Annotated in this window: 24 protein-coding genes; 17 read left to right on the top strand and 7 right to left on the bottom strand. The window is 67.9% G+C overall.

The window, feature by feature from the left end; genetic code table 11:
- Nucleotides 1-15 precede the first annotated feature (15 nt).
- From J9611_RS03445 to J9611_RS03435, 3 genes are all read left to right on the top strand, one after another.
- Entirely contained in the window at nucleotides 16-969 is a 954-nt protein-coding gene (locus J9611_RS03445; RefSeq protein WP_211877742.1) for an electron transfer flavoprotein subunit alpha/FixB family protein, read from the top strand.
- Nucleotides 970-973: 4 nt separating this feature from the next.
- The gene (locus J9611_RS03440; protein WP_211877740.1) at nucleotides 974-1,753 is read left to right on the top strand and encodes a PIG-L deacetylase family protein; all 780 of its coding nucleotides are present in this window, start codon (nucleotides 974-976) and stop codon (nucleotides 1,751-1,753) included.
- An 81-nt stretch (nucleotides 1,754-1,834) separates the two neighbouring features.
- Nucleotides 1,835-2,368 (top strand): gluconokinase, encoded by a 534-nt coding sequence (locus J9611_RS03435; protein ID WP_211877738.1) that lies wholly within the window; start codon nucleotides 1,835-1,837, stop codon nucleotides 2,366-2,368.
- 107 nt (nucleotides 2,369-2,475) lie between these two features.
- Here J9611_RS03435 and J9611_RS03430 read toward each other — a convergent pair whose 3' ends face one another.
- The 5 genes from J9611_RS03430 to J9611_RS03410 all read right to left on the bottom strand — a co-directional run bounded on the left by J9611_RS03430 (nucleotide 2,476) and on the right by J9611_RS03410 (nucleotide 6,604).
- Nucleotides 2,476-3,372, bottom strand: coding sequence for an anti-sigma factor (locus J9611_RS03430; protein ID WP_211877737.1), 897 nt, complete (start codon nucleotides 3,370-3,372; stop codon nucleotides 2,476-2,478).
- Between the two features lies 1 nt (nucleotide 3,373).
- Nucleotides 3,374-3,979, bottom strand: a complete 606-nt coding sequence (sigK, locus tag J9611_RS03425; protein ID WP_211877736.1) for an ECF RNA polymerase sigma factor SigK — start codon at nucleotides 3,977-3,979, stop codon at nucleotides 3,374-3,376.
- Between the two features lie 334 nt (nucleotides 3,980-4,313).
- Nucleotides 4,314-4,781, bottom strand: coding sequence for a tRNA (cytidine(34)-2'-O)-methyltransferase (locus J9611_RS03420; protein ID WP_211877735.1), 468 nt, complete (start codon nucleotides 4,779-4,781; stop codon nucleotides 4,314-4,316).
- Between the two features lie 79 nt (nucleotides 4,782-4,860).
- Complete coding sequence (locus J9611_RS03415) at nucleotides 4,861-5,847, bottom strand: J domain-containing protein (protein ID WP_211877733.1); 987 nt, start codon at nucleotides 5,845-5,847, stop codon at nucleotides 4,861-4,863.
- A 346-nt stretch (nucleotides 5,848-6,193) separates the two neighbouring features.
- Nucleotides 6,194-6,604 carry a hypothetical protein gene (locus J9611_RS03410; protein WP_211877731.1) on the bottom strand — a complete coding sequence of 137 codons (411 nt, stop codon included), beginning with the start codon at nucleotides 6,602-6,604 and terminating at the stop codon, nucleotides 6,194-6,196.
- Between the two features lie 89 nt (nucleotides 6,605-6,693).
- Between J9611_RS03410 and J9611_RS03405 the strand changes: the two genes are divergently transcribed.
- Complete coding sequence (locus J9611_RS03405) at nucleotides 6,694-7,422, top strand: helix-turn-helix domain-containing protein (RefSeq protein WP_211877729.1); 729 nt, start codon at nucleotides 6,694-6,696, stop codon at nucleotides 7,420-7,422.
- Nucleotides 7,423-7,485: 63 nt separating this feature from the next.
- Nucleotides 7,486-8,715: a cysteine desulfurase family protein gene (locus J9611_RS03400; protein WP_211877727.1), complete on the top strand. Its 1,230-nt coding sequence runs from the start codon at nucleotides 7,486-7,488 to the stop codon at nucleotides 8,713-8,715.
- A 12-nt stretch (nucleotides 8,716-8,727) separates the two neighbouring features.
- On the opposite strand, the gene J9611_RS03395 is transcribed toward J9611_RS03400, so the two are convergent.
- Nucleotides 8,728-9,978, bottom strand: coding sequence for an NAD(P)/FAD-dependent oxidoreductase (locus tag J9611_RS03395; RefSeq protein WP_211877725.1), 1,251 nt, complete (start codon nucleotides 9,976-9,978; stop codon nucleotides 8,728-8,730).
- A gap of 263 nt (nucleotides 9,979-10,241) precedes the next feature.
- On the opposite strand from J9611_RS03395, the gene mnmA reads away from it, so the two are divergent.
- From mnmA to J9611_RS03360, 7 genes are all read left to right on the top strand, one after another.
- Complete coding sequence (mnmA, locus tag J9611_RS03390) at nucleotides 10,242-11,354, top strand: tRNA 2-thiouridine(34) synthase MnmA (protein WP_211877723.1); 1,113 nt, start codon at nucleotides 10,242-10,244, stop codon at nucleotides 11,352-11,354.
- 215 nt (nucleotides 11,355-11,569) lie between these two features.
- Nucleotides 11,570-13,198: an ABC transporter substrate-binding protein gene (locus J9611_RS03385; protein WP_211877721.1), complete on the top strand. Its 1,629-nt coding sequence runs from the start codon at nucleotides 11,570-11,572 to the stop codon at nucleotides 13,196-13,198.
- Nucleotides 13,199-13,330: 132 nt separating this feature from the next.
- Nucleotides 13,331-14,422, top strand: coding sequence for an ABC transporter permease (locus J9611_RS03380; RefSeq protein ID WP_211877719.1), 1,092 nt, complete (start codon nucleotides 13,331-13,333; stop codon nucleotides 14,420-14,422).
- A gap of 2 nt (nucleotides 14,423-14,424) precedes the next feature.
- A complete protein-coding gene (locus J9611_RS03375; RefSeq protein ID WP_211877716.1) occupies nucleotides 14,425-15,441 on the top strand; it encodes an ABC transporter permease in 1,017 nt (338 codons plus the stop codon).
- A complete protein-coding gene (locus J9611_RS03370; protein ID WP_211877713.1) occupies nucleotides 15,438-17,141 on the top strand; it encodes an ABC transporter ATP-binding protein in 1,704 nt (567 codons plus the stop codon). The genes J9611_RS03375 and J9611_RS03370 overlap by 4 nt, the downstream gene beginning before the upstream one ends.
- Nucleotides 17,142-17,309: 168 nt before the next feature.
- Nucleotides 17,310-17,771, top strand: coding sequence for a chorismate mutase (locus tag J9611_RS03365; RefSeq protein ID WP_246527322.1), 462 nt, complete (start codon nucleotides 17,310-17,312; stop codon nucleotides 17,769-17,771).
- Between the two features lie 2 nt (nucleotides 17,772-17,773).
- Nucleotides 17,774-18,847: a uroporphyrinogen decarboxylase/cobalamine-independent methonine synthase family protein gene (locus J9611_RS03360; protein ID WP_211877712.1), complete on the top strand. Its 1,074-nt coding sequence runs from the start codon at nucleotides 17,774-17,776 to the stop codon at nucleotides 18,845-18,847.
- Nucleotides 18,848-18,914: 67 nt separating this feature from the next.
- Here the strand turns inward: J9611_RS03360 and J9611_RS03355 are convergent, their stop codons facing one another.
- Nucleotides 18,915-19,628 (bottom strand): DUF4166 domain-containing protein, encoded by a 714-nt coding sequence (locus J9611_RS03355; RefSeq protein WP_211877711.1) that lies wholly within the window; start codon nucleotides 19,626-19,628, stop codon nucleotides 18,915-18,917.
- Between the two features lie 215 nt (nucleotides 19,629-19,843).
- On the opposite strand from J9611_RS03355, the gene mtrA reads away from it, so the two are divergent.
- From mtrA to hpf, 5 genes are all read left to right on the top strand, one after another.
- Complete coding sequence (gene mtrA / locus J9611_RS03350) at nucleotides 19,844-20,518, top strand: MtrAB system response regulator MtrA (RefSeq protein WP_211877710.1); 675 nt, start codon at nucleotides 19,844-19,846, stop codon at nucleotides 20,516-20,518.
- A 91-nt stretch (nucleotides 20,519-20,609) separates the two neighbouring features.
- Nucleotides 20,610-22,409, top strand: coding sequence for an MtrAB system histidine kinase MtrB (mtrB, locus tag J9611_RS03345; RefSeq protein WP_246527332.1), 1,800 nt, complete (start codon nucleotides 20,610-20,612; stop codon nucleotides 22,407-22,409).
- Nucleotides 22,406-24,124 carry an LpqB family beta-propeller domain-containing protein gene (locus tag J9611_RS03340; protein ID WP_211877706.1) on the top strand — a complete coding sequence of 573 codons (1,719 nt, stop codon included), beginning with the start codon at nucleotides 22,406-22,408 and terminating at the stop codon, nucleotides 24,122-24,124. Before mtrB ends, J9611_RS03340 begins: the two co-directional genes overlap by 4 nt.
- Before the next feature lie 88 nt (nucleotides 24,125-24,212).
- A complete protein-coding gene (locus J9611_RS03335) occupies nucleotides 24,213-25,289 on the top strand; it encodes a ComF family protein (protein WP_211877704.1) in 1,077 nt (358 codons plus the stop codon).
- Between the two features lie 143 nt (nucleotides 25,290-25,432).
- Complete coding sequence (gene hpf, locus J9611_RS03330) at nucleotides 25,433-26,158, top strand: ribosome hibernation-promoting factor, HPF/YfiA family (RefSeq protein WP_211877702.1); 726 nt, start codon at nucleotides 25,433-25,435, stop codon at nucleotides 26,156-26,158.
- Nucleotides 26,159-26,189 lie beyond the last annotated feature (31 nt).

The following is a 26,189-nucleotide window of genomic DNA, read 5'->3' as shown; positions in this document are numbered from 1 at the left end:
GGGGAATTTCCGAACATGGCAAAAGTTCTTGTATTCATTGACAACCCCGGCCAGGTGCTGAAGAAGGCCAGCCTGGAGCTGCTGACCATCGCCCGATCCATGGGGGAGCCCGCAGTCGCTTTCAACGGCGAACTGCACGACGACGTTGCGGCCACACTGGGCGAGTACGGCGCCGAAGTGCTGTACGTCCCGTCCGCCGCAGACCTGGACGACTACCTCGTGGGGCCCAAGGCCTCCTACCTCGCCGCAGCGGTTGAGGCTTCAGGGGCCACCGTGGTCCTGACCGAGAACTCGGCCGAGGGCAGGGAAATCGCGGCCCGCCTGGGCATCAAGCTCGGCGCCGGCGTCATCACCGACGTCGTGGCCGTGGACCCGGACGGGACGGCCCACAAGTCCGTGCTCGCCGGCTCCTACATGACCACGGCGAAGGCCACGACGCCTGTTTCCGTGCTCACCGTGAAGGCCAACAGCATCACGCCCGAGCCGGCCGCCACGGCCGCCGCGCCGCAGCCCGTCACCGTGGAGCTGCCGGAGACCGCCACCGCCGCCTCGGCCCGGGTCACCGCCCGCAACGAGAAGGCTGCCAGCGGCCGCCCGGACCTGTCCGAGGCGCGCATCGTCGTGGCCGGCGGCCGCGGCGTCGACGGCAACTTCGGCCCGCTGGAAGAGCTCGCCGACGTGCTCGGCGCCGCCATCGGCGCCTCCCGCGCCGCGACCGACGCCGGCTGGATCGGCCACGACGCCCAGGTGGGCCAGACCGGCAAGACTGTCTCGCCGCAGCTGTACATCTCGGCCGGCATCTCTGGCGCCATCCAGCAGAAGGCCGGGATGCAGACCGCCAAGGTGATCGTCGCGGTGAACAAGGACGCGGAGTCGCCGATCTTCGAAATCGCCGACTTCGGCGTCGTCGGGGACCTGTTCAAGGTCCTGCCGCAGGCCACCGAGGAACTCAAGAAGCGCAGGGGCTGATTCCTTGGGCAGCAACGCCGTTCCGGCGCCCGGCCCGTTCGATCCGGAGACGCACCGGGTCGAACGGGTGCTGTGTTTCAGCGCGCACCCCGATGACATCGACTTCGGCGCCGCCGGCACCATTGCCGCCTGGACCGCCGCGGGGGTCCAGGTCAGCTACTGCATCATGACCGACGGCGACGCCGGCGGCTTCGACCCGGAACAACGCGACGAAATAGTCCGGCTGCGTACCGCGGAGCAGGAGCGCGCCGCCGCCCTCGTTGGCGTCACCGACATCCACTACCTGCACCAGCGCGACGGCTTCCTTGAACCCTCCCACGAGGTGATGCGGGACGTGGTGCGGCTGATCCGCCAACTCCGGCCCGACGTCGTGCTCGCCATGCACCCCGAACGCGACTGGAACCGGATCCAGAAGAGCCACCCGGACCATCTGGCCGTGGGGGAGGCGGTGACCCGGGCCGTGTACCCGGCGCTGGAAAACCCCTTCGCCTACCCGGAGCTGGCCGCGGCCGGCCTCGAGGCCTACAAGCTGCCCTGGCTGTGGCTCTTCGCCGGGCCCGAGGCGCGTGAAAACCATTTTGTCGAGGTCACGGACCAGGTGGACAGCAAGCTCGCCGCCATCCACGTCCACACCAGCCAGCATCCCGACGTGGAGGCCATGGACCGCACCGTGCGGGCCCTGCTGCAGGACTCCGGCCGCCGGGCGGGACTGCCGGCCGGGCGCAGCGCCGAGGCCTTCCACGTCGTATCAGTCAACGGCCCGGGGACCATCGCCGGCTTCTAGGGTTGCCCGAATGTAACGCCTGTCATATGCTTGCCTCTGTTTAAATCATATTTATTTTGATGGAATGGAAGGCAGACTTTGATGGCGAAGACTGCGCAGCACCCCGTCCTGGTGATCATGGGCGTCTCAGGGTCGGGGAAATCAACTGTGGCCGGCCTCGTGGCCGGCAAGCTCGGATGGGATCTTGCAGAAGGCGATGACCTGCACCCGGCGTCGAACGTTGCCAAGATGCAGGCCGGTGAGCCGCTGACCGATGAGGACAGATGGCCGTGGCTGGAATCCATCGCCGAATGGATCCGGGCGCACGCCCGGGACGGGACGCCGGGTGTGATCACCTGCTCGGCACTGAAGAAGGTGTATCGTGACGCCCTCCGCGGCGAGGGCGTGGTGTTTGTCTTCCTGCAGGGAAGCAAGGACAAGATCTCGGACCGCCTGGCTTCGCGGCACGGGCATTTCATGCCTCCGGCCCTGCTCGAATCGCAGTTCGATGCGCTGGAAGCGCCCACCGAGGACGAAGACTTCATCTCCTTGTGCGTCTCGGCCCTGCCATCCGAGGAGGCGCAGGAAATCATCGACCGGCTCCATCTGGAAACGGCAGACGCCGCAACGCCGTGAACACCGCACAACAAAGCCGCGCAGGCCGTGATCCCTTCATTTGGAAGGGATCACGGCCTGCGCGGCTTTGTTGTGCTTTCGCTGGTACCCGGCGGCGCCGTCCGGAGCTATGCTCCGAGCGGTGCGGCAGCCACGGTCGGCAGGGTCGGGCGGGCGGAGCCGCCGGCCGGTTCCACGGTGATTCCCAGGGCCGCGGCGGAGGCGATGCCCTTGACCACGGCCGGCTTGGAGAGGGCTTCGGCATCCATCAGGCCCTGTGAGACGGGAGCGGAGCCGTCCTTCGGGATCAGCCACATCTGGTAGACCTTGCCGGCCGGCGGTGCCGGGACACCGTTCATCCTGACCACGACGGCGTCCTTCGACGAGGAGATGGTCACGGTGGCGGTGCCGCCGCCGCTGACCTCGACGGTTGCCTGCCGTTTGTCGCCGGCCTGAAGCACCTGGTTGAGCGGATCGTTCTGGTTCGCCACGTAGGCACCCACGCCGACACCGCCCAGGGCGATCGCGGCGGCGGCGGCGACGCCGACGAGCCAGTTGCGCATGCCCTGGGGCCGGCGCCGTTCTTCCCGGCGCCGGCGGGCGGCACCGAGCTCGTCGGCGACGGGCCGTTCGGCCGGCTCGCGGACGGGTTGTGCCGCGACCGGAGGCGCCGCCGGATCGGGCCGGCCGGCAGCAGGGCCGCCGTCGGCCAACCGACCTGCCGGCTGCGCCGGAAGGGCAGCCACGATGCGGTCCAAGAGGCCCGCCGGTGGTTCCTCCTCGGCGGTGAAACTGGTGGCAAGCGTTTCCCGGGCCTGGCGCACGCGTTCGTTGAAGGCGCTGCGCTCGGCCTGCTGCGCGGCGGCGAGGTAGTGCTCGACGGCGGCGCGTTCGGCGTCGTCGAGGGCGTCCAGCGCATAGACCTCCGCCAGGTCAACCACGCGGCCCGAGGTGAGGTCGGTGGCGATATCGGCTGCGAAGCCGCCGGGGACGCGGCCGTTGTTCTGTGCATTCATGTCGGTCATCTCAACTCACCCCCAGACAGGACTTCAGCCGGATCAGTCCGTCGCGGATGCGGGACTTGATGGTGGGAATGGCGGCATTGAGCTTCTCTGCGACTTCCCGGTACGTGAGGCCGCCGTAGTAAGCCAGCCGCACGGATTCCTGTTGCGTGGCGGTCAGCGTCGCCAGGCAGCGCACGACGGCCTCGGCCTCCAGCCGGCTGCCGACCTCGTCGGAGACCGAATCGTGGTCGATCTCCTGGCTGCTGGCGCCATATTTCGCTTCCCGGTCGGTGGAGGACTGGGAGGAGCGCACCTTGTCCACGGCGCGGCGGTGCGAGATGGTCATGAGCCACGCGAGCGGGCTGCCCGCCTCGGGGTTGAACTTGGACGCGTTCTGCCAGACCTGGAGGAACACCTCCTGCGTCGTGTCCTCGCTGAGCTCCGGGTCGATCAGGACCCTGCGGGCCATGCCGAAAACGCGCCGGGAGGTGAGCCCATAGAACTCCGCAAAGGCCGACTGGTCACCCCGGGCAATCCGTTCCAGCAACGCCCCGAGCCGGCGGTTCACGTCGGTTGCGGGGGCCGGGGGAGCGGCGGCCTCGGGGTTCGGGGCGTTGGGAGTGTCCATCACCTTCAAGCATAAGGTGCCTGCCGTCGATTCCGGGCCAGGACGGGCGTCCCCCGGGGTGTAGCCCGCCGCAACCGGCCGGCCCGGGCGTCTGTCCATCTGCACTGTGGTCACCTGCCGCTCCTCGCTCCCTTCCCCGCTGGGGCTGCCCGTGATCCGGCCGGCCGTCCGCCCATGATTTGGTGGGTCTTAGAGGTGATTCGGCACGGCACGGCAAGCGGATGGGCCGGCAGAGCCGGAAACCTTGCGGGGCTGTGTTCCGGAAATGATGCCAGGGCCGTGTCCGGGCTGTGGTGTTGCGACGTGGTGTAGGGCCGTTGTGTAGGGCCGGGTTTCAGAGTTTCGCGCCGGCGAACCCGTTCTGCCGCCACGCCTCGTAGACGGCAATGGACGCCGCGTTCGCAAGGTTCAGGGAGCGCAGGGCCGGCAGCATCGGCAGGCGTACGCGGGAGGTCACATGCGGGTCGTGTTTGAGCTCCTCCGGCAGCCCCACGGACTCCCGGCCAAAGAGCAACACGTCACCGGGGCGGTAGCTGATCTCCGTATAGGAGGCCTCGCCATCAGAGGTGAACGCGAAGACCCGCTCCGGCCGCAGTGCCGCCCAGGCGGCGTCGATGTTGGGGTGGACGGTCACGACGGCGAGGTCGTGGTAGTCCAGCCCGGCCCGCCGAAGCTTGGCGTCGGAAAAATCAAAGCCCAGGGGCTCCACCAGGTGCAGCTCGGCGCCCGTGATGGCGGCCAGCCGGATGGCATTGCCGGTATTGCCGGGGATTTCGGGAGTATGAAAGAGGATGCGGAACACGCTCCCATCCTAGCGATCGGCCGTCCCCGGTCCTGTCACCCCTGCTACGCACGCCTGCCGCTGCGAACGCCCGCCCTCGCTAGTGCATGCCGCGCAGCAGCCGGGCGAGCACGGAAACGTTGACGGTGTTCGGTGCGGGGCCGGAGCCCAGGAACTGCTTGAGCCCGCGGGCCAGGCCTGCGGCGTTGACCACCTGGACGGTGTCAAGGCCGTCGCCGCGGTGGTCGTCTTGTCCTGCGGACGAACGGCGGTGCCGGTCGATGACCGGCTGGTGGAGGTTGCCGTCCGTGCTGTGGACCACAGTCCAGCCGGTGACATTCAGCTCCGGGAAGATGTCCTGCATCCGGCGCACCACACTGGCCAGCTGCGGCGGGGCGATGGACCGTCCGCCGTGGGTCAGCGTGCTGCCGTTCCAGGCGTAGGCGCCGGGAGGCAGCAGCATGGATCCGATGATCGCCATCCGGTAGCCGGCGAGCAACGCATGGTCGATGTGGCTGTTGTCCGCCGGTGACTGCAGGCCGTTGATAAGGCGCGCGGCCGGGATGGCGGGAAGGATCTGCCGGCTGATGAGCTGGACCGTCCGCATTTCCCGCTGGATCCTCGCCTCGGCGCCGAAGATTCCGCGCTTGCGGGGCACGCCATGGACCTGCTGCCGCGCCACGACCTCGGGGATCAGCGGCACTTCGCCGCCTTGGGCGAACTGCTCGAACGGCGGAACGTAGACCGGGGCATCCGCCGCGGTGTTCCGCGGCGTGTTGGGGCGGCGCACGTTGGCGGAAGCGTGGCTGCCCGCCGCAGGGGCGTCAAAATGGGCCCCTTCATCGCCGGCGGCGGGGGAATAGGCGCCGCGGGGTCCGCCGCCGTAGGACCGGTCGTAGTCGGCGCGCCGCTTTGCATCGATGAGGGTCTCATAAGCCAGGGTCACACGCCGGAAGGCTGCTGGATCGCCGCCGTGATCCGGATGCGACAGGCGTGCAGCCCTGCGGTAGGCCACCTTGATCTCCTTGTCCGTCGCCGTCACGGGGATCCGGAGGACCTGGTAGTGCGAGCTGTTGCCCTGGGTCAAACGAGAATCCTTCTGTTGAGGCTGCCAGCCTGTCCTGGACAGCCGGCCTGGCCAGTTTAACCGGCTGGAAGGCTAACGTCCGTATGCGCCCGGATGGTTCCCGCCGGCTGCCCCCGTCCTGGTCGGGGCGGAACCGGTTTCCCGGTGCCATTTGCCGAAGAAGGCCGCTATCCGGATCGGGATAGCGGCCTTCTTCGGCAAATGGCTGGTGACGGCCGGCAAATGGGTAGCGACCGGCCGGCAATTGGCTGGTGACCGGCAGGCCAACGGTGCCGGCCGGCCGCTGCGCCCCGTTCAGAGCCCCGTTCGGAGCCCTGTTCGGAGCATCGTCCAGAGGGACCCGCTTTCAGCGGGCCTTGGGCGACAGCCTGTTCAGTGCCAGCGCACCCACCAGCAGGCCGAAGTCGCGAAGGGCCACGTCGTAGAAGTTGCCCAGGACGATGAGGTTGATGATGATGCCCAGCAGCCAGGCTGCCACCAGCAACGATCCGAAGCGTGGCCTGAACGCCACGGCCAGGCCGGCGATGATCTCAACCACGCCGACGATGTACATGATGGTCTGGGCCGGCAGCGGGACCACGGACGTGGCGACGGGTGCCAGATACATCGTCCAGTGGGTCAACAGGTTGGTGAATTTGTCCAGGCCGAAGATGATCGGCGCCACGGTGAACACCGTCCGCAGCAGCAGGAAGGCCTGCCGCTCCGGGGCGGCCGCGAGCAGCGAGGGGCGTGTCGCGAGGGCTGATGAAGACTTCATGGCAACTCCTTCTAAAAGTAGATAAACTGATTTTAGAATGAAGCATCAGGTTAAGCAATGGATCTTGTTTTTAGAGTTAGGCTGATTTCATGAACCGTATTCCGTGGATCCGCAGGATTGCGGCCCTCGCTTCCCTGGGCGATGAGACCCGCCGGAAGCTTTTCGACTTCGTCGCGGCGTCGGAGGACGCAGTGGGACGCGACCATGCCGCGGGCGCCCTCGGGCTGGCCAGGAGCACCGCGTCATTCCACCTGGACCGGTTGGTGCAGGACGGGCTGCTGGCCGTGGAGTTCCGGAAGCTCGGGGGCAGGGAAGGCCCCGGCTCCGGACGTCCGGCCAAGCTCTACCGGGCCGCAGTCCAGGAGGTGGCCGCCTCCGTCCCGGACCGGAATTACGATCTTGCCGCCGAGCTGCTGCTCGCCGCTGTCGAAGCGTCGGCCGCCGATGGCGTTCCGGCCCGCGAGGCGCTGCTCCGGAGTGCCTATGCCCGGGGTGAGTCGGCAGGCAAAGCGGCAGCCGAGGTCGCGGGCGAGGCCGCCGGGGCGGCTGCGGAAAACTTCGCCGGGCTCCTCGCGGCGGAGGGGTACCGGCCGGAGAGCGACGGCGCGGGCGGCCTGGTTCTGGTGAACTGCCCCTTCCACCGCCTTGCCGCAGGCCATGCCGGGGTGGTGTGCGCCATGAACGGCGCCTTCTTGAATGGGGCTGCCGCCGGATGCGGAATGCCGCCGGACCGGATCGAGGCGCTCGACCTGGAGGACCTGAGGGCGAGCGGAGCGGCGCAACGGGGTCAGTGTTGCGCGCGGATCAAGCCAATTTGATCAAGCCACTTTGAGCCTCGCCCGCCACCAGTGCCGCATCCGGGCCGCGGGTAGAATTGGCCTGTGCCCGCCTACCTCGATCATGCCGCCACCACTTCCCTCGCCCCGGAGGCGCTGGCCGCGCTGACCCGCGAGTTGTCCCGGACCGGGAACCCTTCCTCGCTGCACGGCTCGGGCCGCCGTGCCCGGCGGGCCGTGGAAGATGCGAGGGAAGCGCTCGCGGCGTCCGCAGGCGCCCACCCCTCGGAAGTGATCTTCACCTCCGGCGGCACCGAAGCGGACAACCTCGCGGTCAAGGGCCTGTACTGGTCCCGGCACGCCGAGGACCCGAAGCGGACGCGCATCCTGTGTTCCGCCGTCGAGCACCACGCCGTGCTGGATACCGTGGAGTGGCTCGAACGGCATGAAGGCGCCGACGTCCGATGGCTGCCCGTGGACGCCGACGGCGTGCTGGACATGGCCGTGCTGGAATCCGAACTGTCCCGCGACCCCGAATCGATTGCCCTGGTCACCGTGATGTGGGCCAACAACGAAGTCGGCACCATCCAGCCGATCGCCGAGATTGTCGGGCTGGCCCACCGTGCCGGAGTTCCGGTGCACTCCGATGCCGTCCAGGCCTTCGGCTCCGTTCCCGTGGACTTCCGCGCCACCGGCCTGGACGCCATGTCCGTCTCCGGGCATAAGATCGGCGGCCCCGTGGGCGTGGGCGCCCTGATCCTGGGACGCGCGGTGAAGCTGACCCCGGTGCAGCATGGCGGGGGACAGGAGCGCGATGTCCGGTCCGGAACCCTCGACACGCCCTCGATCGCGGCTTTCGCCGCGGCAGCCGAGGCCGCCGCCGCGAGGCTCCCCGAGGAATCCGTCCGGATCGCGGCCCTGCGGGACCGGCTGATCGACGGCGTCCGCGGGGCCGTTCCCGGGGCGGTGCTGCGCGGCGCCCCGGCGGCCGGACGGCTGCCCGGCAACGCGCACTTCACCTTCCCCGGCTGCGAAGGAGATTCGCTGCTCTTCCTGCTGGATCTGGCAGGAGTGGAGTCGTCCACCGGATCGGCCTGCACAGCGGGGGTTCCGCGGCCCTCCCATGTCCTCCTGGCCATGGGGCTGGACGAGGAGACGGCCAGGGGCGCCCAGCGGTTCACGCTGGGGCATTCCTCCACCGAGGCCGACGTCGACGCCCTGCTGGCGGCCCTGCCGGGGGCCTGGGCGCGCGCCCGCCAGGCCGGCATGGCAGGGCACGAGTCGACCATCCAGACCGCGGGGACCGTGGCCCGCCAGGCGTCCGGCCGCGGCTGAGCATACGGCAGGCTACGGGGCCGGCAGGAGTTCGGCCAGCGGAACCGCAGGATCCGTCAGGGCCTCAGCGCCCACCGGGGTCCGCGCCGAAATCAGGGCCTTGATGGTCTTCTGCGCTCCCGGCCGGCTGGACCGTGGCCAGTTGACGCTCATTCCCGCGACCACCCGGCCCTCGCGCTGCCAGAACGCGATGAATTCGTGTCCCTCGAGCGAGCCGCGGATGGCCGGCTGGCCGGTGATGAGGGTCGGGAATCCTGAATACTCCATGCTGACGTCGAACTGGTCCGTGTAGAAATACGGGACCGTGTCCAGGACGGCGTCCTGGCCCAGCATGGCTTTGGCCGCGACCTTTCCGCCGTTCAGGGCGTTGGACCAGTGCTCGCTGCGGTGGTGTTCCCCGGTGAAGGGATGCAGGGCGTTGGCGACGTCGCCGGCTGCGTAGACACCGGGCGCGTCCGTCCGCAGCGAGGCGTCGGTGAGGATCCCGTTCTTCAGCCCGATGCCCGCGGCCGCGGCGAGGGAGACCCCAGGGGCAACGCCCACGGCAATGACCACCAGATCCGCCGGCAGGACCTCGCCGGAGTCCGTGACGACGCCGGTCACGCGCCCGGACTGCCCCGTGATTTCCGCGGCCGAAGCCGGAAGCCGGAAGCGCACGCCCTGGGCCTCGTGCAGCGAGCGGAAGAATCCGCCCAGCTCGGGGCCGATCGCTGCGCCCAGCGGCACCTCCCCGCGCCCCAGCAGGGTGACGGTGTTGCCGTAGGTGCTGGCGGCGGCGGCCAGTTCCATTCCGATCCAGCCCGAGCCGATCATCACCACGTTCCGGCCGCCCTCCGCGAGGACGGCGCGCAGGCGGCGGCTGTCATCCACCGTCCGGAAAGTCGTGACGCCCTCCAGCCCGCCTCCCGGCAACGGAATTGAACGCGGGCTTGACCCGGTGGCGAGCAGCAGCGAGCCGTACTCCAGCCGGCCGCCGTCGCCCAGGCCCACCGTGCGGGCGGCCGGATCGATCCCGGTGACCGGGACGCCCAGCCGGAGCTCGACGTCGTTCTCCCCGTACCACTGCGCCGGCACCACGGGCAGGGCCTCCTCGCCGGCCTTGCCGAGCAGGTACTCCTTCGACAACGGCGGGCGCAGGTAGGGATGGTGCGCTTCGGCGGACACCAGGACAATCCGGCCGGTGAAGCCCTCCGCGCGGAGCGTCTTCGCGGCGGTGGCCCCGGCCAGTCCGCCGCCCACAATCACAATGTCTTCAACAGCCATCTGCGCTCGATTCCTGCGGCCTGGCGCTGCCAGGATGCATAGGTCCGTGTCCCGCCGGCGACACGGCCGCCGCCGAAGAATTCTAAAAGCAGTGTGTTTGACGTTAGAAGGGCAACGTGGCGTAGTCAAGGGCCTTTGGGCCATGATTCGGCGTGGCGATAGAATGGACCCGCAGTCATTGTGTTAGCCGCCAGCAGGTTTTTCCCTGCTGTCCTCCGGCGGCCGTCGATGCCGGCGCCCCCGGACACCTACAGAAAGCCAGCATGCGAGTTCTTGCAGCCATGAGCGGCGGGGTTGATTCCGCCGTTGCCGCCGCCCGCGCCGTCGAGGCGGGACACGACGTCGTCGGAGTCCACCTGGCGCTGTCCCGGATGCCCGGCACCCTGCGCACCGGCAGCCGCGGCTGCTGCACGATCGAGGATTCCCGCGACGCGTGGCGGGCCTGCGACGTGCTCGGCATCCCGTACTACGTATGGGACTTCTCCGAGCGCTTCAAGGAAGACGTCGTCCAGGATTTCATCGACGAATACGCCGCCGGACGCACGCCCAACCCCTGCATGCGCTGCAACGAACGCATCAAGTTCGCCGCGCTGCTGGAGAAGGCCATCGCGCTCGGGTTCGACGCCGTCTGCACCGGCCATTACGCCAAGGTGATCAACGACGCCGAGGGCCATCCCGAGCTGCACCGCGCCGCCGACTGGGCCAAGGACCAGAGCTATGTGCTCGGCGTCCTCACCCATGAACAGCTCAAGCATTCCATGTTCCCGCTGGCGGACACCCCGTCCAAGGCCGAGGTCCGCGCCGAAGCCGAGCGCCGCGGGCTGTCCGTGGCCAACAAGCCGGACAGCCACGACATCTGCTTCATTCCCGACGGCGATACCGCCGGCTGGCTGGCCGAGAAGATCGACATGACCACGGGCGACATCGTGGATGAGTCCGGCGCGAAGGTCGGCGAGCACCCGGGCGCCAACGCCTTCACTGTCGGCCAGCGCCGCGGCCTCAAGCTGGGCACCCCCGCCGCCGACGGCAAGCCCCGCTTCGTGCTGGAGATCCGTCCCAAGGAAAACAAGGTCGTCGTCGGGCCGGAGGCCCTTCTGGCCATCGACGAGATCCGCGGCATCAAGGTCTCCTGGGCCGGGCTGCCGATCGCCCAGGTGCACACCGGCGAGGAGTTCGGCTGCTACGCCCAGGTCCGCGCGCACGGGGATCCCGTCCCGGCGCGGGCGCAAATGGAGCAGGGGAACCTCGTGGTGACCCTCACCGAGCCGCTGCGCGGCGTTGCCCCCGGCCAGACAGTGGTCCTCTACCAGGGGACCCGCGTGCTCGGACAGGCAACCATCGACGCCGCGCGCTCGCTGCAGCGAACCGCACTGTAGGCGCGGGCCGGAGAGCGGCCGGCCCTCCGAAGATCCTCAGGCAAACAGGCCGAAAACGCCGAGTTTCTTCGATCCGGATAAATTTTGTGTCTCATCTCACACGATGTAACGGTTCACTACGCCAGCTTCTGGTTGAATCTAGGAACAAGCACGGTGCCGCCCGCGGAATTACCTTCCTCGGGCGCGCCAGTTCCCATCGAACAGAAAGTTCACAGATGGCAATGAACAAAAAGGCCCTGCAGAGCGCCATCGCGCTCGCCGGGGTTTCCGCACTCGCACTGACAGCCTGCACGGGCCCGTCCGGTGGCGGGGGCGGGTCATCGGCCGCGGCCACCGGCCCGATCGCCTACGGCACCACGGACAAGGTCACAGCCCTGGACCCGGCGGGCGCGTACGACAACGGTTCGTTCATGGTGATGAACCAGATCTACTCCTTCCTGCTCAACTCGAAGCCGGGCGGCGCCGATCCCGTTCCGGACCTGGCCGAGTCGGCCTCCTTCACGGCACCGACCGAATACACGGTCAAGCTCAAGTCCGGGCTGAAATGGGCCAATGGACACACCCTGGACTCCAAGGACGTCAAGTTCTCCTTTGACCGGCAGACCAAGATCAACGATCCCGCCGGACCCGCAAGCCTGCTGGCCAACGTGGACAGCGTCACCGCCCCGGATGCCAGCACGGTTGTGTTCAAGCTGAAGCTGGCCAACGACCAGACCTTCGCCCAGATCCTCAGCAGCCCTGCCGCGCCGATCGTGGACGATGAAGTCTTCCCGGCCGACAAACTGCTCGACGACGACTCGATCGTCAAGGCGAAGGCCTTCTACGGCCAGTACACGATCGACACGTACAAGAAGAACGAGCTCATCAGCTTCAAGGCCAACCCGGACTACAAGGGTCTGCTGGGCAAGCCGGCCAACGATGCCGCTACGATCAAGTACTACGCGGATCCCACCAACATGAAGCTGGACATCCAGCAGGGCAACATCGACGTGGCAAACCGCAGCCTCAGCGCCACCGACATCGACGACCTGAAGAAGGACTCCAAGGTCAAGGTCAACGTCGGGCCCGGCGGCGAAATCCGCTACATGACGTTCAACTTCAACACCATGCCGTTTGGCACCAAGGCACCGGACGCCGATCCGGCCAAGGCACTCGCCGTCCGCCAGGCAGTCGCCAACCTCGTTGACCGCCAGACGATCGCGGACCAGGTCTACAAGGGCACCTACCTGCCCCTGTACTCCAACGTCCCCAGCGGCTTCCTCGGCGCCAACCAATCGTTCAAAGATGCCTACGGCGACGCCGGCAAGCCCAGCCTGGACAAGGCGAAGAAGGTCCTCACCGACGCCGGCGCGACCACGCCGGTGACGTTGAACCTGCAGTACAACCCCGACCACTACGGCAAGTCTTCGGGCGACGAGTACGCCATGATCAAGGACCAGCTGGAAAAGTCCGGCCTGTTCAAGGTCAACCTGCAGTCCACTGAATGGGTCACCTACAGCAAGGCCAGCAGGGCCGACGAATACCCCGTGTTCCAGTTCGGCTGGTTCCCGGACTTCAGCGACGCCGACAACTACCTCACTCCGTTCTTCCCGGACGGCGGCTTCCTGAAGAACCACTACAACAACCCCACGGTCACTGACCTGATCAACAAGCAGCTCACCACCGTGGACAAGAGCGCACGCGAGTCCGCTATCAAGGACGCACAGAATGCCCTGGCCAAGGACATCTCGACGCTTCCGTTGCTCCAGGGCGCACAGGTTGCCGTTTCCGGCAGCGGCGTCAAGGGTGTCGATACCACCCTCGACGCTTCCTTCAAGTTCCGGTTGGGAACTGTTTCCAAGTAAGGCTGCATCCCTGCGGTTCTGACCAGCCTGGGAGGCGGGGCGCCCTCGAGGCGCCCCGCTTTTCCTGGTCATTGCAGCACCAGCAGTTCACGGGGCCGGCCCATGGCCGCGAAAACAGAATTTTAGGTAGTAATGACAACATTGATAGAGGCGCCGCCCAGCGACGCCGACGGGCTCCTTCCGTCGAAGAAAAAATCCTCGGGCGGGGGGCTGGGGACGTACCTACTGATCCGGTTCTTCCTGATCATTCCGACCATATTCATCCTGGTGACCATGGTCTTTTTCCTGATGCGGGTCATCGGAGATCCCATCACTGCCGCCCAGGGCGGCCGGCTTCCCCCGGATGTGCTGGCCCAGCGCATTCACGACGCCGGGTACGACCGGCCGATCATCGTGCAGTATTTCGAATACCTGGGTCAGGTGGCGACCGGCAACTTCGGCACGACGATCACCGACCGCCGGCCCGTCGTTGAAATGCTGGCAACGTTCGGCACGGCAACCCTCGAACTGGCCATCAACGCCGTGATCGTGGCTTTGTTGGTGGGGATCCCCCTCGGACTGATAGCCGCGTACCGTCGCGACAAGGCGCCGGACGCCGTTCTGCGGTTCTTCGCTATTCTCTGCTACGCCACTCCGGTCTTCTTCGCGGGCCTTCTGATGAAGCTGACCTTCTCGGTCTGGCTCGGGTGGTTCCCCGTCGCAGGACGGTCCTCCACCAGGACCGAACTGGCCATGGGAAGCCTGGCTTCCCCCACCGGGATCTATTGGCTGGACGCGCTGCGCAGCGGCAACATGGCGGCGCTCGGCGACGTCGCGGCCCATTCGATCCTCCCGGCCGTGACCCTGGGCCTGCTGACGGCCGGGGTGTTTCTCCGGCTGGTCCGCACTAACGTCATCGGCACGCTCGGCAAGGACTACGTCGAGGCCGGCAGGTCCCGCGGCGTAAGCGATTTCCGGCTCGTGACCAAGCACGCCTACAAGCCTGCACTCATCCCGATCATCACGGTGATGGGGCTGCAGATCGCCCTCCTTCTGGGCGGCGCCGTCCTCACCGAGTCCACCTTCGAGTGGAAGGGCCTCGGCTACCAGATGGTGCAATACCTGAACGCACGCGACTTCGTCGCCGTCCAGGGCATCGTCGTGCTGCTGGCAGTCATCGTTGCCGTCACGAACTTCATCGTGGATGTCGCCGCAGCCCTGATCGACCCGCGAGTGAGGTACTAGCCATGGATGCAAACACAGTAAGCGGGCGCAAGCAGCCCTTCATCTACAGGCTGCCAGTGATCTCGCATTTCCGGACGAGCGTCGGGTTGCAGCGCGCCATGCTCGTCACTGGCCTCGTCCTGAGCATCGGCTTCCTGCTCACGACCGTGCTGGCGCCTTTCATTGCGCCGTACGGCTTCGCGCAACTCAGCGATGCGTCGGGTACCTTTCCGGCCCAGCAGCCCCCCAGCGCAGCCCACATCTGGGGCACCACGGTGGGCGGTTATGACGTCTTTTCCCGCGTGATCTGGGGTGCCCGGGCGGCGGCGGTCGTGATCGTCGTCGCCGTCGTGATGTCGATCTTCCTCGGAGTTGCACTGGGCCTCCTCAGCGGTTACTTCGGTGGCTGGCTGGACCGGACGCTGGTGGTGATCGCCGATGCGATCTACGCCTTCCCGTCGCTGCTGCTGGCCATCGTGATGTCAATCGTCATCAACCACGGCCAGTCCAGTTTCTGGGGCGGCATCGTTGCCTGTTCGATCTCCATCTCCGTGGTGTTCATCCCGCAGTATTTCCGTGTGATCCGGGCCGAGACCATCAGGCTGAAGGCGGAGCCGTACGTCGAATCAGCCAAGGTGGTGGGCGCCTCTAGCGTCCGCATCATGGGACGCCACATCTTCAAGAACGCAACCCGTACGCTGCCGCTGATCTTCACGCTGAATGCGTCCGAGGCGATCCTGACCCTGGCGGGGCTGGGGTTCCTGGGGTTCGGCATCGAACCGTCCTCCGCCGCCGAGTGGGGCTTCGACCTCAGCAAGGCCATCGCTGACGCCTCATCGGGCATCTGGTGGACGGGTATCTTCCCCGGCGCGGCCATCGTCCTGACCGTGCTTGGGCTGACCCTCGTTGGTGAGAGCATAAACGATCTCAACGATCCACGGCTCAGGGGCCGCAGGAAGTCCGGCGGTAAGACGCCCGCCGGAGGCCCAGACTCCAACGGCGCGCAGGCCGCCCTTGAAGCAGAATCGAGAGTGCTATGACCACGAACATCGACCGGCCGGGCCCCGGCTCCGGCCCCGTCCTGGACATCGAGAACCTCAAGGTCACGTTCGCGACCGATGCCGGCGATGTCTACGCCGTCAAGGACGTCAGCCTCGAGGTCAACCCCGGCGAGGTTGTCGCCATCGTTGGCGAATCTGGATCCGGCAAGACCGTGACGGCCAAGACCATCCTGGGCCTGCTGCCGGAGACGGCAACCAGCCAGGGCGCCGTCCTGATCAACGGCAACAACGTCATCAGCGTCAGCGCGGCCAAGCTGCGGCAGATCCGCGGCCGCGATGTCGCCATGGTGTTCCAGGAACCGTCCACGGCGCTCAACCCCGTCTACACCGTCGGCTGGCAGATTGCCGAGGGCATCCGGGCGCATGCGGACACCGGCAGCGGCAAGAAGATCTCGGCCAAGGATGCCAAGGCGCGGGCCATCGAAGCCCTCCGGAAAGTGGGCATCCCGGACCCGGATACCCGGGTCAACTACTACCCGCACCAGTTCTCGGGCGGCCAGAAGCAGCGCGTCGTCATTGCCGCCGCGCTGGCCCTGAACCCGGGTCTGATCGTGGCCGACGAGCCGACGACCGCCCTGGACGTCACCGTCCAGGCGGAAATCCTGGAGCTGCTGCGGGACCTGAGGGACAAGTACGGGACGTCCATCGTGCTGATCACGCACAACATGGGCGTTGTCGCCGACCTCGCCGACCGCGTGGTGGTCATGTACCAGGGGGACGTCGTGGAGGAAGCTCCCGCACGGGTCCTGTTCGCCCAGCCCCGGGAGGAATACACCAAGAAACTCCTCGCCGCCGTCCCGCACCTTGGCCGCAACTCCGCGTCCGAAGGCATGACCGAGCGCGCCCATCAGGGCGGGAAAGTGCTGGTCGAGGCCAAGAACCTGACGATTGAGTATCCGGGAAGGCTGGGCACTCCGGCCTTCAAGGCGGTCGACGGCGTCAGCTTCACGGTGTCCGAAGGCGAAGTCTTCGGCCTCGTGGGGGAGTCGGGTTCCGGCAAGACCACCATCGGCCGGGCCATCGCCGGACTCAACCGGACCACGGGCGGCAGCCTCAATGTGCTGGGCTACGAAATGCTGAACTTCAAGGAGCGCACGTTCAAACCGCTCCGCAAGGAGATCGGCTTCGTGTTCCAGGACCCGGCGGCATCATTCAACCCGCAGCTGACCATCGGCGACTGCGTCGCCGAGCCGCTGATCATTCACTCCAACCCCAGCCCTGCCGAGGCACGCAAACGCGTCGGCGAGCTGCTCGAGTCGGTGCAGCTGCCGGCGTCGTACGCTGACCGGTTCCCGCACGAGCTGTCCGGCGGCCAGCGGCAGCGCGCGTCCCTGGCGCGGGCGCTCATCCTGAACCCGAAGCTGCTCATCGCCGATGAGCCGACGTCGGCCCTGGACGTTTCCGTGCAGGCCGTGGTGCTGGAGCTGTTCAAGGAGATCCAGCGGGAGTTCGGGTTCGCGGCGCTGTTCATCAGCCATGACCTTGCCGTGGTGGACATGCTTTCCCACTGGGTGGGCGTGCTCTACAAGGGCAAGATGGTGGAGCAGGGGCTCGGGAACCAGGTCATGGGCAACCCGCAGCACGACTACACGCGCAAGCTCATCGCGTCTTTGCCCGTCCCGGACCCGGACGAGCAGGCGCGGCGCCGGGAGGAATTCCGCGCCGTGCTCCACGGCTGACCGAGGGACGCTCCGCGGCACGCTCGGCGGTGCCTTGGCGCCCTCCGGATGGACATGCCCACCGTTCGCATCGAACGGTGGGCATGTCCATCCGGGAGTCCCTGCGGGGGAGCTGCAACGGCGCTTAACAGCAGAAGTGATTGGCCGCCGTGCCCCTAGACTGGGTCAATGACCGAGCAGAACCACAGTCTTCCCCATGCCGATCCTGACGCCGATTCCTACGACCCTGCGGCCAGTTCCCTGGCCGGTCAGGTGGATCCGGCGGTGATGGCGGAACTGTTGTCGATCCGCTCCAGCATCGACAACATCGATGCAACCCTCGTGTTCCTCCTCGCCGAGCGGTTCAAGGCCACCCAGAAGGTCGGCTTCCTGAAGGCCGCGCACCAGCTTCCCGCCGGGGACCCGGGCCGGGAGACGGCCCAGATTGCACGCCTGCGCCACCTCGCCGCCGAAGCCCACCTGGACCCGGCCTTCGCCGAGAAGTTCCTGAACTTCATCATCGGCGAGGTCATCCGGCACCATGAAGCCATCGCCGAAGACCACCAGGCAGCAGCCAGGGACGCCGCCGGTGGCGGCGCGGCCGCACGGGCCGCCGGATCCCCGGGTCCTTCCGTCGCCGCAGACGCCTAGCCATGGCCGCCCGGACACCGCAGACCCAAAAACCGCAGACCCAGAAACCGCAGGAACCCGCCGAAGTCACCGCGACGGCCGCGGGCCCCTGGCCCGGGGAGGACCCGGTCGAGGCCACGCGGACCGTCCGCGGCGAACTCGGCAGCCCCCATCTGCCGTTCCTCGCCGAGCTGCCTGACCGCGGCGTCGGCTCGGACGCCCTCGGCCGGACGGCGTCGCTGCTGGTGGACATGTCCGTGGATGTGCAGCCCTACGGCTGGCGGATCGTGGACCGGCCCGGCAAGGACCTGATGCGGGCACGATCGGCCCTCTCCACCGACATCAATATCCTGGCGGACCTGATCGGCGCCGAGGATACCCCGGCGGCGGACGTCAAGGTCCAGCTGCGCGGCCCGCTCAGCCTGGCCGCCGGCCTGCACCTGCATCACGGGGAACGTGCCCTGATCGACTACGGCGCCCGGCGCGATATCGCCGCGTCCCTGGCCGCCGGCGTCGACGGCTATCTGTCCAGGGTTGCCGCAGCGGCACCCGGGGCCCGCATCGTGGTGCAGATCGATGAACCCGAGATCGCGTCAGTGCTGGCCGGAACCATTCCGACCTCCAGCGGCTACCGCACCCTGCGCTCCATTCCCGGCCAGGAAATCACCGACTCCTGGCAGCTGGTCATTGACGCGCTGCGGGCCGCCGGCGCCGCCGAAATCGTGGTGTCCGTCGCGGAAGTCGAGGCCCCGTTCGACCGGATCCTGGCCGCCGGCGCCGACGGGATCGCGGTGCCGCTCCGGGCGCTCACCTCCCGCCAGTGGGAACAGCTCGCGGGCGCCGTCGAGGCCGGAAAGCGCCTCTGGGCCGGAGCGCTGGACGTGGCTGATCCGGCCGCGAGGCTGCCCCGCGTCAGCGACGTCGTGGACAACGTCTGGCGGCCGTGGCGGCAGCTGGGGCTTCCCGCGTCCACGCTGAGCGCGTTGCGGATCACCCCTTCGGACGGGCTGGCGCATCACTCGCCGTCGTCCGCGACGGCGGTACTGACCCGGCTGACCCAGGTGGCCGACGGCCTCAACCAGCTGGCCCTCGGCTAGCGGCAGCGCCGCCCGCCAGCCGCCGCCCGGCACTGGCGCCCATGCCGGGCAGCGCGCCCCGCACGCGTCAGAGGCGGCTGTTCCACCGGTCCGGACGGGCGCCCCCGGGAAGGTAGCCCGGCGCCGTGATCCCGCCGGGGTAGGGCTCCAGCCGGTAGTCGAAGTGCCCGGCGTAGACCAGCACCAGGCCGAGCTGGGGCTGGATCACCTTGACCTGGATCCGGTGCTTTCCCTGGCCGCCTTCTGCCGGCTCCCACCACTGTTCGGCGTAGGCCCTGGCATCGAGGGCGTCCGGCAGCGGGATCCGCAGCGGCCCCAGGAACAGCCGAGATGCCTCGGACACGCCGCGCAGCCGGCCATCCGGGGTGACGCCGAGGTTCAGGTCCGTGACGAGCCGGCGGTACCGGCCGACGTAGTCCACCAGCCCGGCCCGGCTGCCCGAATCATCGAAGCTGGTGGTGTCATGGAAGAGCCTGGTGGTCCCCGGGAAGAAAATTTCGCGGCGGGCCGTCAGGCTGGAGCGGCCGAACGGATCCAGGTGGGCATGGTTCTCGATCCGGAACGGGATGCCCTCACCGTATTCCGGAAAAAACGCCTGCTCGCCGGTGGCGAGCCGCAGCGCAGGACGCAGCCAGGGCTGCCGGCAGCCGACGACGTCGAACACCCCTTCGCCGACGCCATAGTGGCCGGAGCCCGGGGCGAGCGAGAAGTACTCCTGGAGCTCCGGCTGCAGCCGGGCGAAGTCGTGGCCGAGGGCAAGCCGGTAGATCGGGGTGTTCATTGGAACCTCCTGGTGTCCTGGCAGGCTGATGGGGCTGGTCCCCAGCATGCAGTACCGGACACTGATTGTTCCAGCACGGGGAGGGGTTCCTCCGGGCACGAGGGCGCTGGAAGGGGCCCGGGACGGGGTTTGTACCGGCCTGCTGGTGAGGGCCCGCGCCATGCCGAGGATCCGCCCGATACGACAAAGCCATTTCAATAGGGGAATATGTAACTATGAAGGCACGCATTCTGGTAGTGGACGACGACGAGGCACTGGCCGAGATGATCGGTATTGTGCTGCGCAACGACGGCTTCGAACCCGTCTTCTGCGCTGACGGCGGACAGGCGCTGGAGGTCTTCCGTTCCTCGAAGCCGGACCTCGTGCTGCTGGACCTCATGCTTCCCGGCATGGACGGCATCGAGGTCTGCCGCCTGATCCGCGCCGACTCCGACGTCCCGATTGTGATGCTCACCGCCAAGGCGGACACCTCGGATGTGGTCCGCGGCCTCGAGTCCGGCGCCGACGACTATGTCCCCAAGCCGTTCAAGCCCGCCGAGCTGGTGGCCCGCGTCCGGGCGCGCCTGAGGCCCGGCGACCAGAAGGCGCCGGAAACCCTGCGCATCGCCGACGTGACCATCGACGTCGCCGGCCACCTGGTCAGCCGGGGGAGCGACCGGATCTCGCTGACCCCGCTGGAATTCGATCTGCTCGTCGCGCTGGCCCGCAAGCCGTGGCAGGTCTTCACCCGGGAACTGCTCCTGGAACAGGTCTGGGGCTACCGCCATGCTGCCGACACCCGGCTGGTCAACGTCCATGTCCAGCGGCTGAGGTCCAAGATCGAACGTGACCCGGAAGCCCCCGAAGTAGTATTGACGGTCCGTGGTGTCGGCTACAAAGCAGGTTCCTGAGCCTGAAGACGGCAGCGCAGTCCCGGAGAACGCCACTCCCGGGAACGCCGCGGCAAGGCATCCGGCCGGTCCGGCCACCGCGTGGCGGGCGCTGCGGTTCGGCACCCGGATCTGGGTGCGCCGCGGCTGGATTGTCGGCGTGCGGGTCGCGCGGCTGGTGCGGACCGGGGCCGTCGGGCTGCTGCCGGGCCTCCGGTATCTCCTGCGCGCCGTCCACCGGCGGTGGCGGCGGTCCCTGCAGTTCCGGACCGTCCTGACCACGCTGCTGCTCGCCATCGGTTCCTTCGCCGTCGTGGGAGCCTACCTGTCCAACCAGATCGCCAACAACCTCTTCCAGGAGCGGCTCGCCCAGGCCGAGTCCGAGACGCGCTACAACGTCAAGCAGGTCCAGGACACTTTCGACGGCGCGCAGGTCACCGACCAGTCCAGCGTCATCACCCTGGTCTACGACACCCTGAATGCCGTCGAGGGACGGGGCTCCGTGATCCAGCGCCGCTATGTCTTTGAGGCGATGCCGCAACAGACCAAGCCCCGCAACAGATGGGTCGAATCGCGGGCCTCGGACCAGCTCACCATCGGCGTGATCCCGCCGGACCTGCGCAAGGCCGTGCAGGATTCGGGGAAGGACCAGTTCTGGGCGTCGACGGAGTTCCCGGTGGGGACCGAGGACCGCCCCGGGATCGCCGTCGGCAACAAGGTCACCTTCAACGGCACGGTCTACGAGCTCTACCTGATCTATGACCTCAATACGGCGCAGAAGACCCTCAACGAGATCCAGAACGTCCTGCTCGCCGGCGCCGCGGTGCTGCTGCTGATGATCGGTGCCGTGGCGTGGTACGTCACCCGCAACGTCGTGAGCCCGGTCAGCCATGCGGCCCTGGTCTCCGAAAAGCTCGCCGCGGGCCAGCTGCAGGAGCGCATGGTCGTCAAGGGCGAGGACGAGGTGGCCCGGCTCGGGGCGTCGTTCAACCACATGGCGGCAAGCCTTCAGGAGCAGATCACGCAGCTGGCCACCCTTTCGCAGATGCAGCAGCGGTTCGTCTCCGATGTCTCCCACGAGCTCCGCACCCCGCTCACCACCGTCCGGATGGCGGCGGAAGTGCTCTATGACGCCCGCGGGGACTTCGATCCCATCAACAAGCGCTCCGCGGAACTGCTCTACCACCAGGTGGAGCGGTTCCAGTCGCTGCTGGCCGATCTTCTTGAAATCTCCCGCTTTGATGCGGGCGCGGCCGTTCTCGACGCCGAGCCGACGGACATCGTCCAGCTCATCTCCCACGTGATGGAAGGCGTCGGCCCCGTGGCCGCGGAGTACGGCTCGGATGTCACCCTCAACGCTCCCGCAGGCAGCATCATCGTGGAGATGGACGACCGGCGGATCGACCGCATCCTGCGCAACCTGGTCCTGAACGCCCTGGAACACGGTGAAGGCAGGCCCGTGAACATTTCCGTCGCCGCCAACCGCACCGCGGTTGCGGTGTCTGTCCGGGACCACGGCATCGGCATGAGCCCGGCCGAGGCGGCGCGCGTCTTCGACCGCTTCTGGCGTGCCGATCCCGCCCGTGCACGGACCACGGGCGGCAGCGGCCTCGGGCTTTCCATCGCCGCCGAGGACACCAAACTCCACAACGGCTCGCTCCAGGCCTGGGGCAGGAAGGGGAGCGGTGCCAGCTTCCGGCTGACCCTGCCGCTGCGCCAGGGCGAGGATATCGTGAAGTCACCGCTCCAGCTGGAACCGGCCGACGTCGGCGTCCCCGGTGCCGGGCGCGAACGGACCATGCTGCTGCTGGAGCCGTCCGCTGTCCGGGACACTGTGGGCCACAGCACCGGGGCCCCGGCGGCAGAATCCGGCGGAGCCGAAATGGGCGCCGAAATGAAGGACGGGTCATGAGGAGTTCCTCCAATCACATCACCAGGGCCGGCGCAGCGGTGCTCGCGCTGGTCCTGCTCCTCCTGGCCTCGTGCGCGCAGATCCCGCGGTCGGGGCCTGTGGGGAAGAGCACGGACGAGAGCGCCGGCAACCCCAACGCCCCGGTCTTCTTCCCGGCCGCGCCCCGGGAAGGCGCGGGCCCGGAATCGGTGATCGAAGATTTCTACAGCGCCGGCAGCGGTTACGAGGACGACTACGCCGTCGCCCGCCAGTACCTCACGCAGGCCGCGTCCGTCACCTGGAAACCGGACCAGCGCGCGCTGGTGTTCCGGTCCGCGAGGGTGGTGCCCACCGGCGTCGAGAACGTCTTCGACTATGAACTCGACCTCGCCTACTCGGTGGATGCCGACGGGGTTGCCACGCGGCTGCCCGAGGGCACGAAGGAGAACATTACGGCCACGCTGGCCCAGGTGGACGGGCAGTGGAGGATCGCCTCGATCCCGGACGGCACTGCTATCCCGGAGGAGACGTTCAAGGTCATCTACGGCGCGTATCCGATCTACTTCTATGACCCCACCTTTACTTACGCGGTGCCGGATCTCCGGTGGTTCATCAAGAAGAAGACCGTCAAGGCCATGACGAGTGCCCTCCTCGGCGGCCCCGCCGCCTATCTCAAGGGCGCCGTCGTCAGCGCCTTCCCCTCAGGCATTAAACTGGCCCGCGAATCGGTGCCGGTTGTCTCCGGCGCGGCCCAGGTGGATCTCACGGCGAAGGATCTCGTGGACGCCTCCAACGAGGACAGGCTGCGGATGCAGACCCAGCTGGCCCTGACATTCCGCAGCCAGCCCGATGTCATCAACGTCGAGCTCCGGGCCAACCAGGACCTGGTGCGCGTCGAAGACAACGGTACGGTCCTGCCTCCGGTACGGAACAAGAACGTCCCGGCCCATCAGATCGCCGTGAGCAACAATGAGCTGGTCCGGTACGAGAACAACAGGCTCTCGCCGCTTCCTGACATCGCGCCCGTCGCCGCCCTTTCGCCCCGTGCCCCGGCGGAATCTCCCGTCTCGCAGACCGCCGCATTCCTCAACCCCGGCCGCGACACCCTGTACTCGGTGGTGCCCGGCCAGCCCGCCAGGGCGCTGACCACGCGGACCGGCTTGTCCCGCCCGTCGTTCGACCGGTACGACTGGACCTGGACGGCCGGACCCGGGGGCAACGGTGCCACCGAGGTCCTCGCCTACCGGCCCGTCGGCGTGGCCCAGGGTTCCAGCGTGCCTGCCGTGACCCTGACGCCGACCTGGCTCGCCGGATGGACGGTCAAGGAGTTCAGGATGTCCCGTGAAGGCGCGCGGGCCCTCGTGATTTCGGAACAGAACGGCAAGACCAGGGTCCAGGTCACGGGGATCATCAGGACAGCGGACGGCACCCCGCGTGATCTGACCGTGCCGATGACCCTGCCGGCCAGCCGCGATCCTGACCAGGGAGTGTGGGTCGACGACACCACGGTGGCCGTCATGAAGGGCTCGGCGGCCGAGAGCGTGACCCCGGAGCTTCTCTCCCTCGCTTCGGCGCAGCCGCAGCAACTGGCGCCGTGGCCGGGTCTCACCGCCCTCAGCGCGGGCAACGGCCCGGACGAGATCTTCGGACAGTCAGCGGAAGGGGTCTTCCAGCGGCTGGGCAACGGCTGGTCACCCCAGCTCAAGGGCCTCCAGGACCCGTCCTTCCCCGGCTGATCCTGCGCCGCCGGCCCTCCACCGGTGCTTGTCCACATAGCGGGAGCAGCGGCTTCCGCGGCACCCCCTGACGGTCGAGGCTTGCAGCATGACCCGATGGCCGCCCCGCCGCAGTGAAAATGCCCGCAGCGAAAATGCCCGCAGCGAAAATGCCGGCAGTGAAAATGCCGGCAGTGAAAATGCCCGCAGTGAACACGCCGGCAGTGAACACGCCGGGAATGCCGGCAGCGATGGCGGACCGCGTCCCCGGCTGCCCCCGCCGGGCGCCGCCGACCCGGACCTGGCCCCGGTGGCGCCCACGGCCGCCAGGCACCGAGGCGACTACATCCGCCGGCTACCCAGGTTTGCGGACCGCGCTGCAGCGGCCGGGATCGAACTGCTGGCACTCGCAGTCCCCGTGGACTGCGTCTGCTGCGGCGCGGAGGACATCGCCCTCTGCGGCGCCTGCGAGCGGCAGGTCCGCCTGCTGACACTGGACCCCTTCCGGGCGGAGGGGCAGGCCCCTGCCCTGATGGACATGGACGGCTCCGTGATCCTTCCGGTGGTGGCCGCCGGGGCCTACCGCGGCGAGCTGGCGCAGGCGGTGCTGTCCTTCAAGGGCCACGGCCAGGGCCGGCTCGGGGACGTCCTGGCGAAGGGCCTGGCCCGCGCCCTCGACGCCGCGGTGGGCAGCGGACAGCCGCCCTGCCTGGTTCCGGTACCCACCAGCCGCGGAGCCTTCCGGAGGAGGGGCTTCAGCCCGGTCCATCTCCTGCTCGCCAGGCTCAGCGGCCGGGATTTTCCCGGCCTCCCCGTCGTCGATGCCCTGCGGAAGGCCCGGCGTCCCGTCCTGGCCGCGGGACCCGGCGCCCTGCGCGGCGGCCAGAAGGGGCTGGCCCGCGGGGACCGGGCGCAGCGCGTCCGCGGGTCGATGCGGGCCAGGTCCGGGCCATGGGCCCAGGACATCAGGGGACATCCATGCATCATCGTCGACGACGTGCTCACCACGGGCGCGACGCTCGCCGAAGCCGCCCGTGCCCTGCGCGGGGCAGGCGCAGTGGTGCGGGGCGCCGTCGTCCTCGCCGCGACACGCCCGCCGGTCATGTCCGTTGCCGGCGCTGCCGGCGGCCTGCCCGCAGCGCCGGTATGTGACGAGCAAAAAAATAAACCGGAAAAGGATGAATAACAGGGGGCTATGAACTAACGTCGAAGATGGGTACCAAGAACAGATGTACCTGTCGATAGCGGCTCGGAAAGGGGCTCGACTGTCAGTCAGATCGGCCCCGGGAAGTGCCGCCGTCGTGTCACCGAAGTCATTTGGAGGGCACCATGGAGTTCATGATCAGCGGACGTAATTTGACGGTCTCAGACCGCTTCCGCGAGTACGCCGACGAGAAGGTCTCAAAGATCGCCTCGCTGGGCGACAAGGTCCAGCGCGTGGACGCAAAGGTCTCCAAGGAGACCAAGGCCCGTCAGGCCGACGAGATGCTCACGGTTGAGCTGACAGTCCTGGGCCGCGGCCCCGTGATCCGTGCAGAAGCCAGCGCCGCCGACAAGTTCGCGGCTTTCGATCTCGCCTACAACAAACTTCTTGAACGCCTGCGCAGGGCCAAGGACCGCAGCAAGGTCCATCACGGCAGGCACACCCCCAAGTCCGTCACCGAGGCGACGGCAAGCCTCGAGCCGGCAAGCCCGACCGAGCCCCTCTATGCCGCGGTGGGCCGCGCCGGGGAACCCCAGGCGCCGGCGGCAGAGAAGTCCCCGTATGACGTCGAGAACGATATTCCGGCCGGCGACTCGCCGGTGCTGATCCGCCGCAAGGTTTTTACCGCCGCCTCGCTGTCGCTGGACGACGCCGTCGACAACATGGAACTGGTCGGCCACGACTTCTACCTCTTCGTGGACAAGGAGACCAAAGCACCCTCCGTCGTCTACCGCCGCGAGGGATGGACCTACGGGGTGATCTCCCTGGACCAGACCTGCGAACCGGGACAAGTTCCGCAGGACGCACAGATCCACGCCTACCGTTCCGAGGATGAGCCTGCCAGTGCCTGAGCTGGTGCAGACCGTCCGGTGCAGGGGGTGA

Source organism: Pseudarthrobacter albicanus, assembly GCF_018224015.1.
Classification (GTDB): Bacteria; Actinomycetota; Actinomycetes; order Actinomycetales; family Micrococcaceae; genus Arthrobacter; species Arthrobacter albicanus.
Note: the sequence above shows the minus strand (reverse complement) of the source record. Positions and strands in the feature narration are given on the sequence as shown.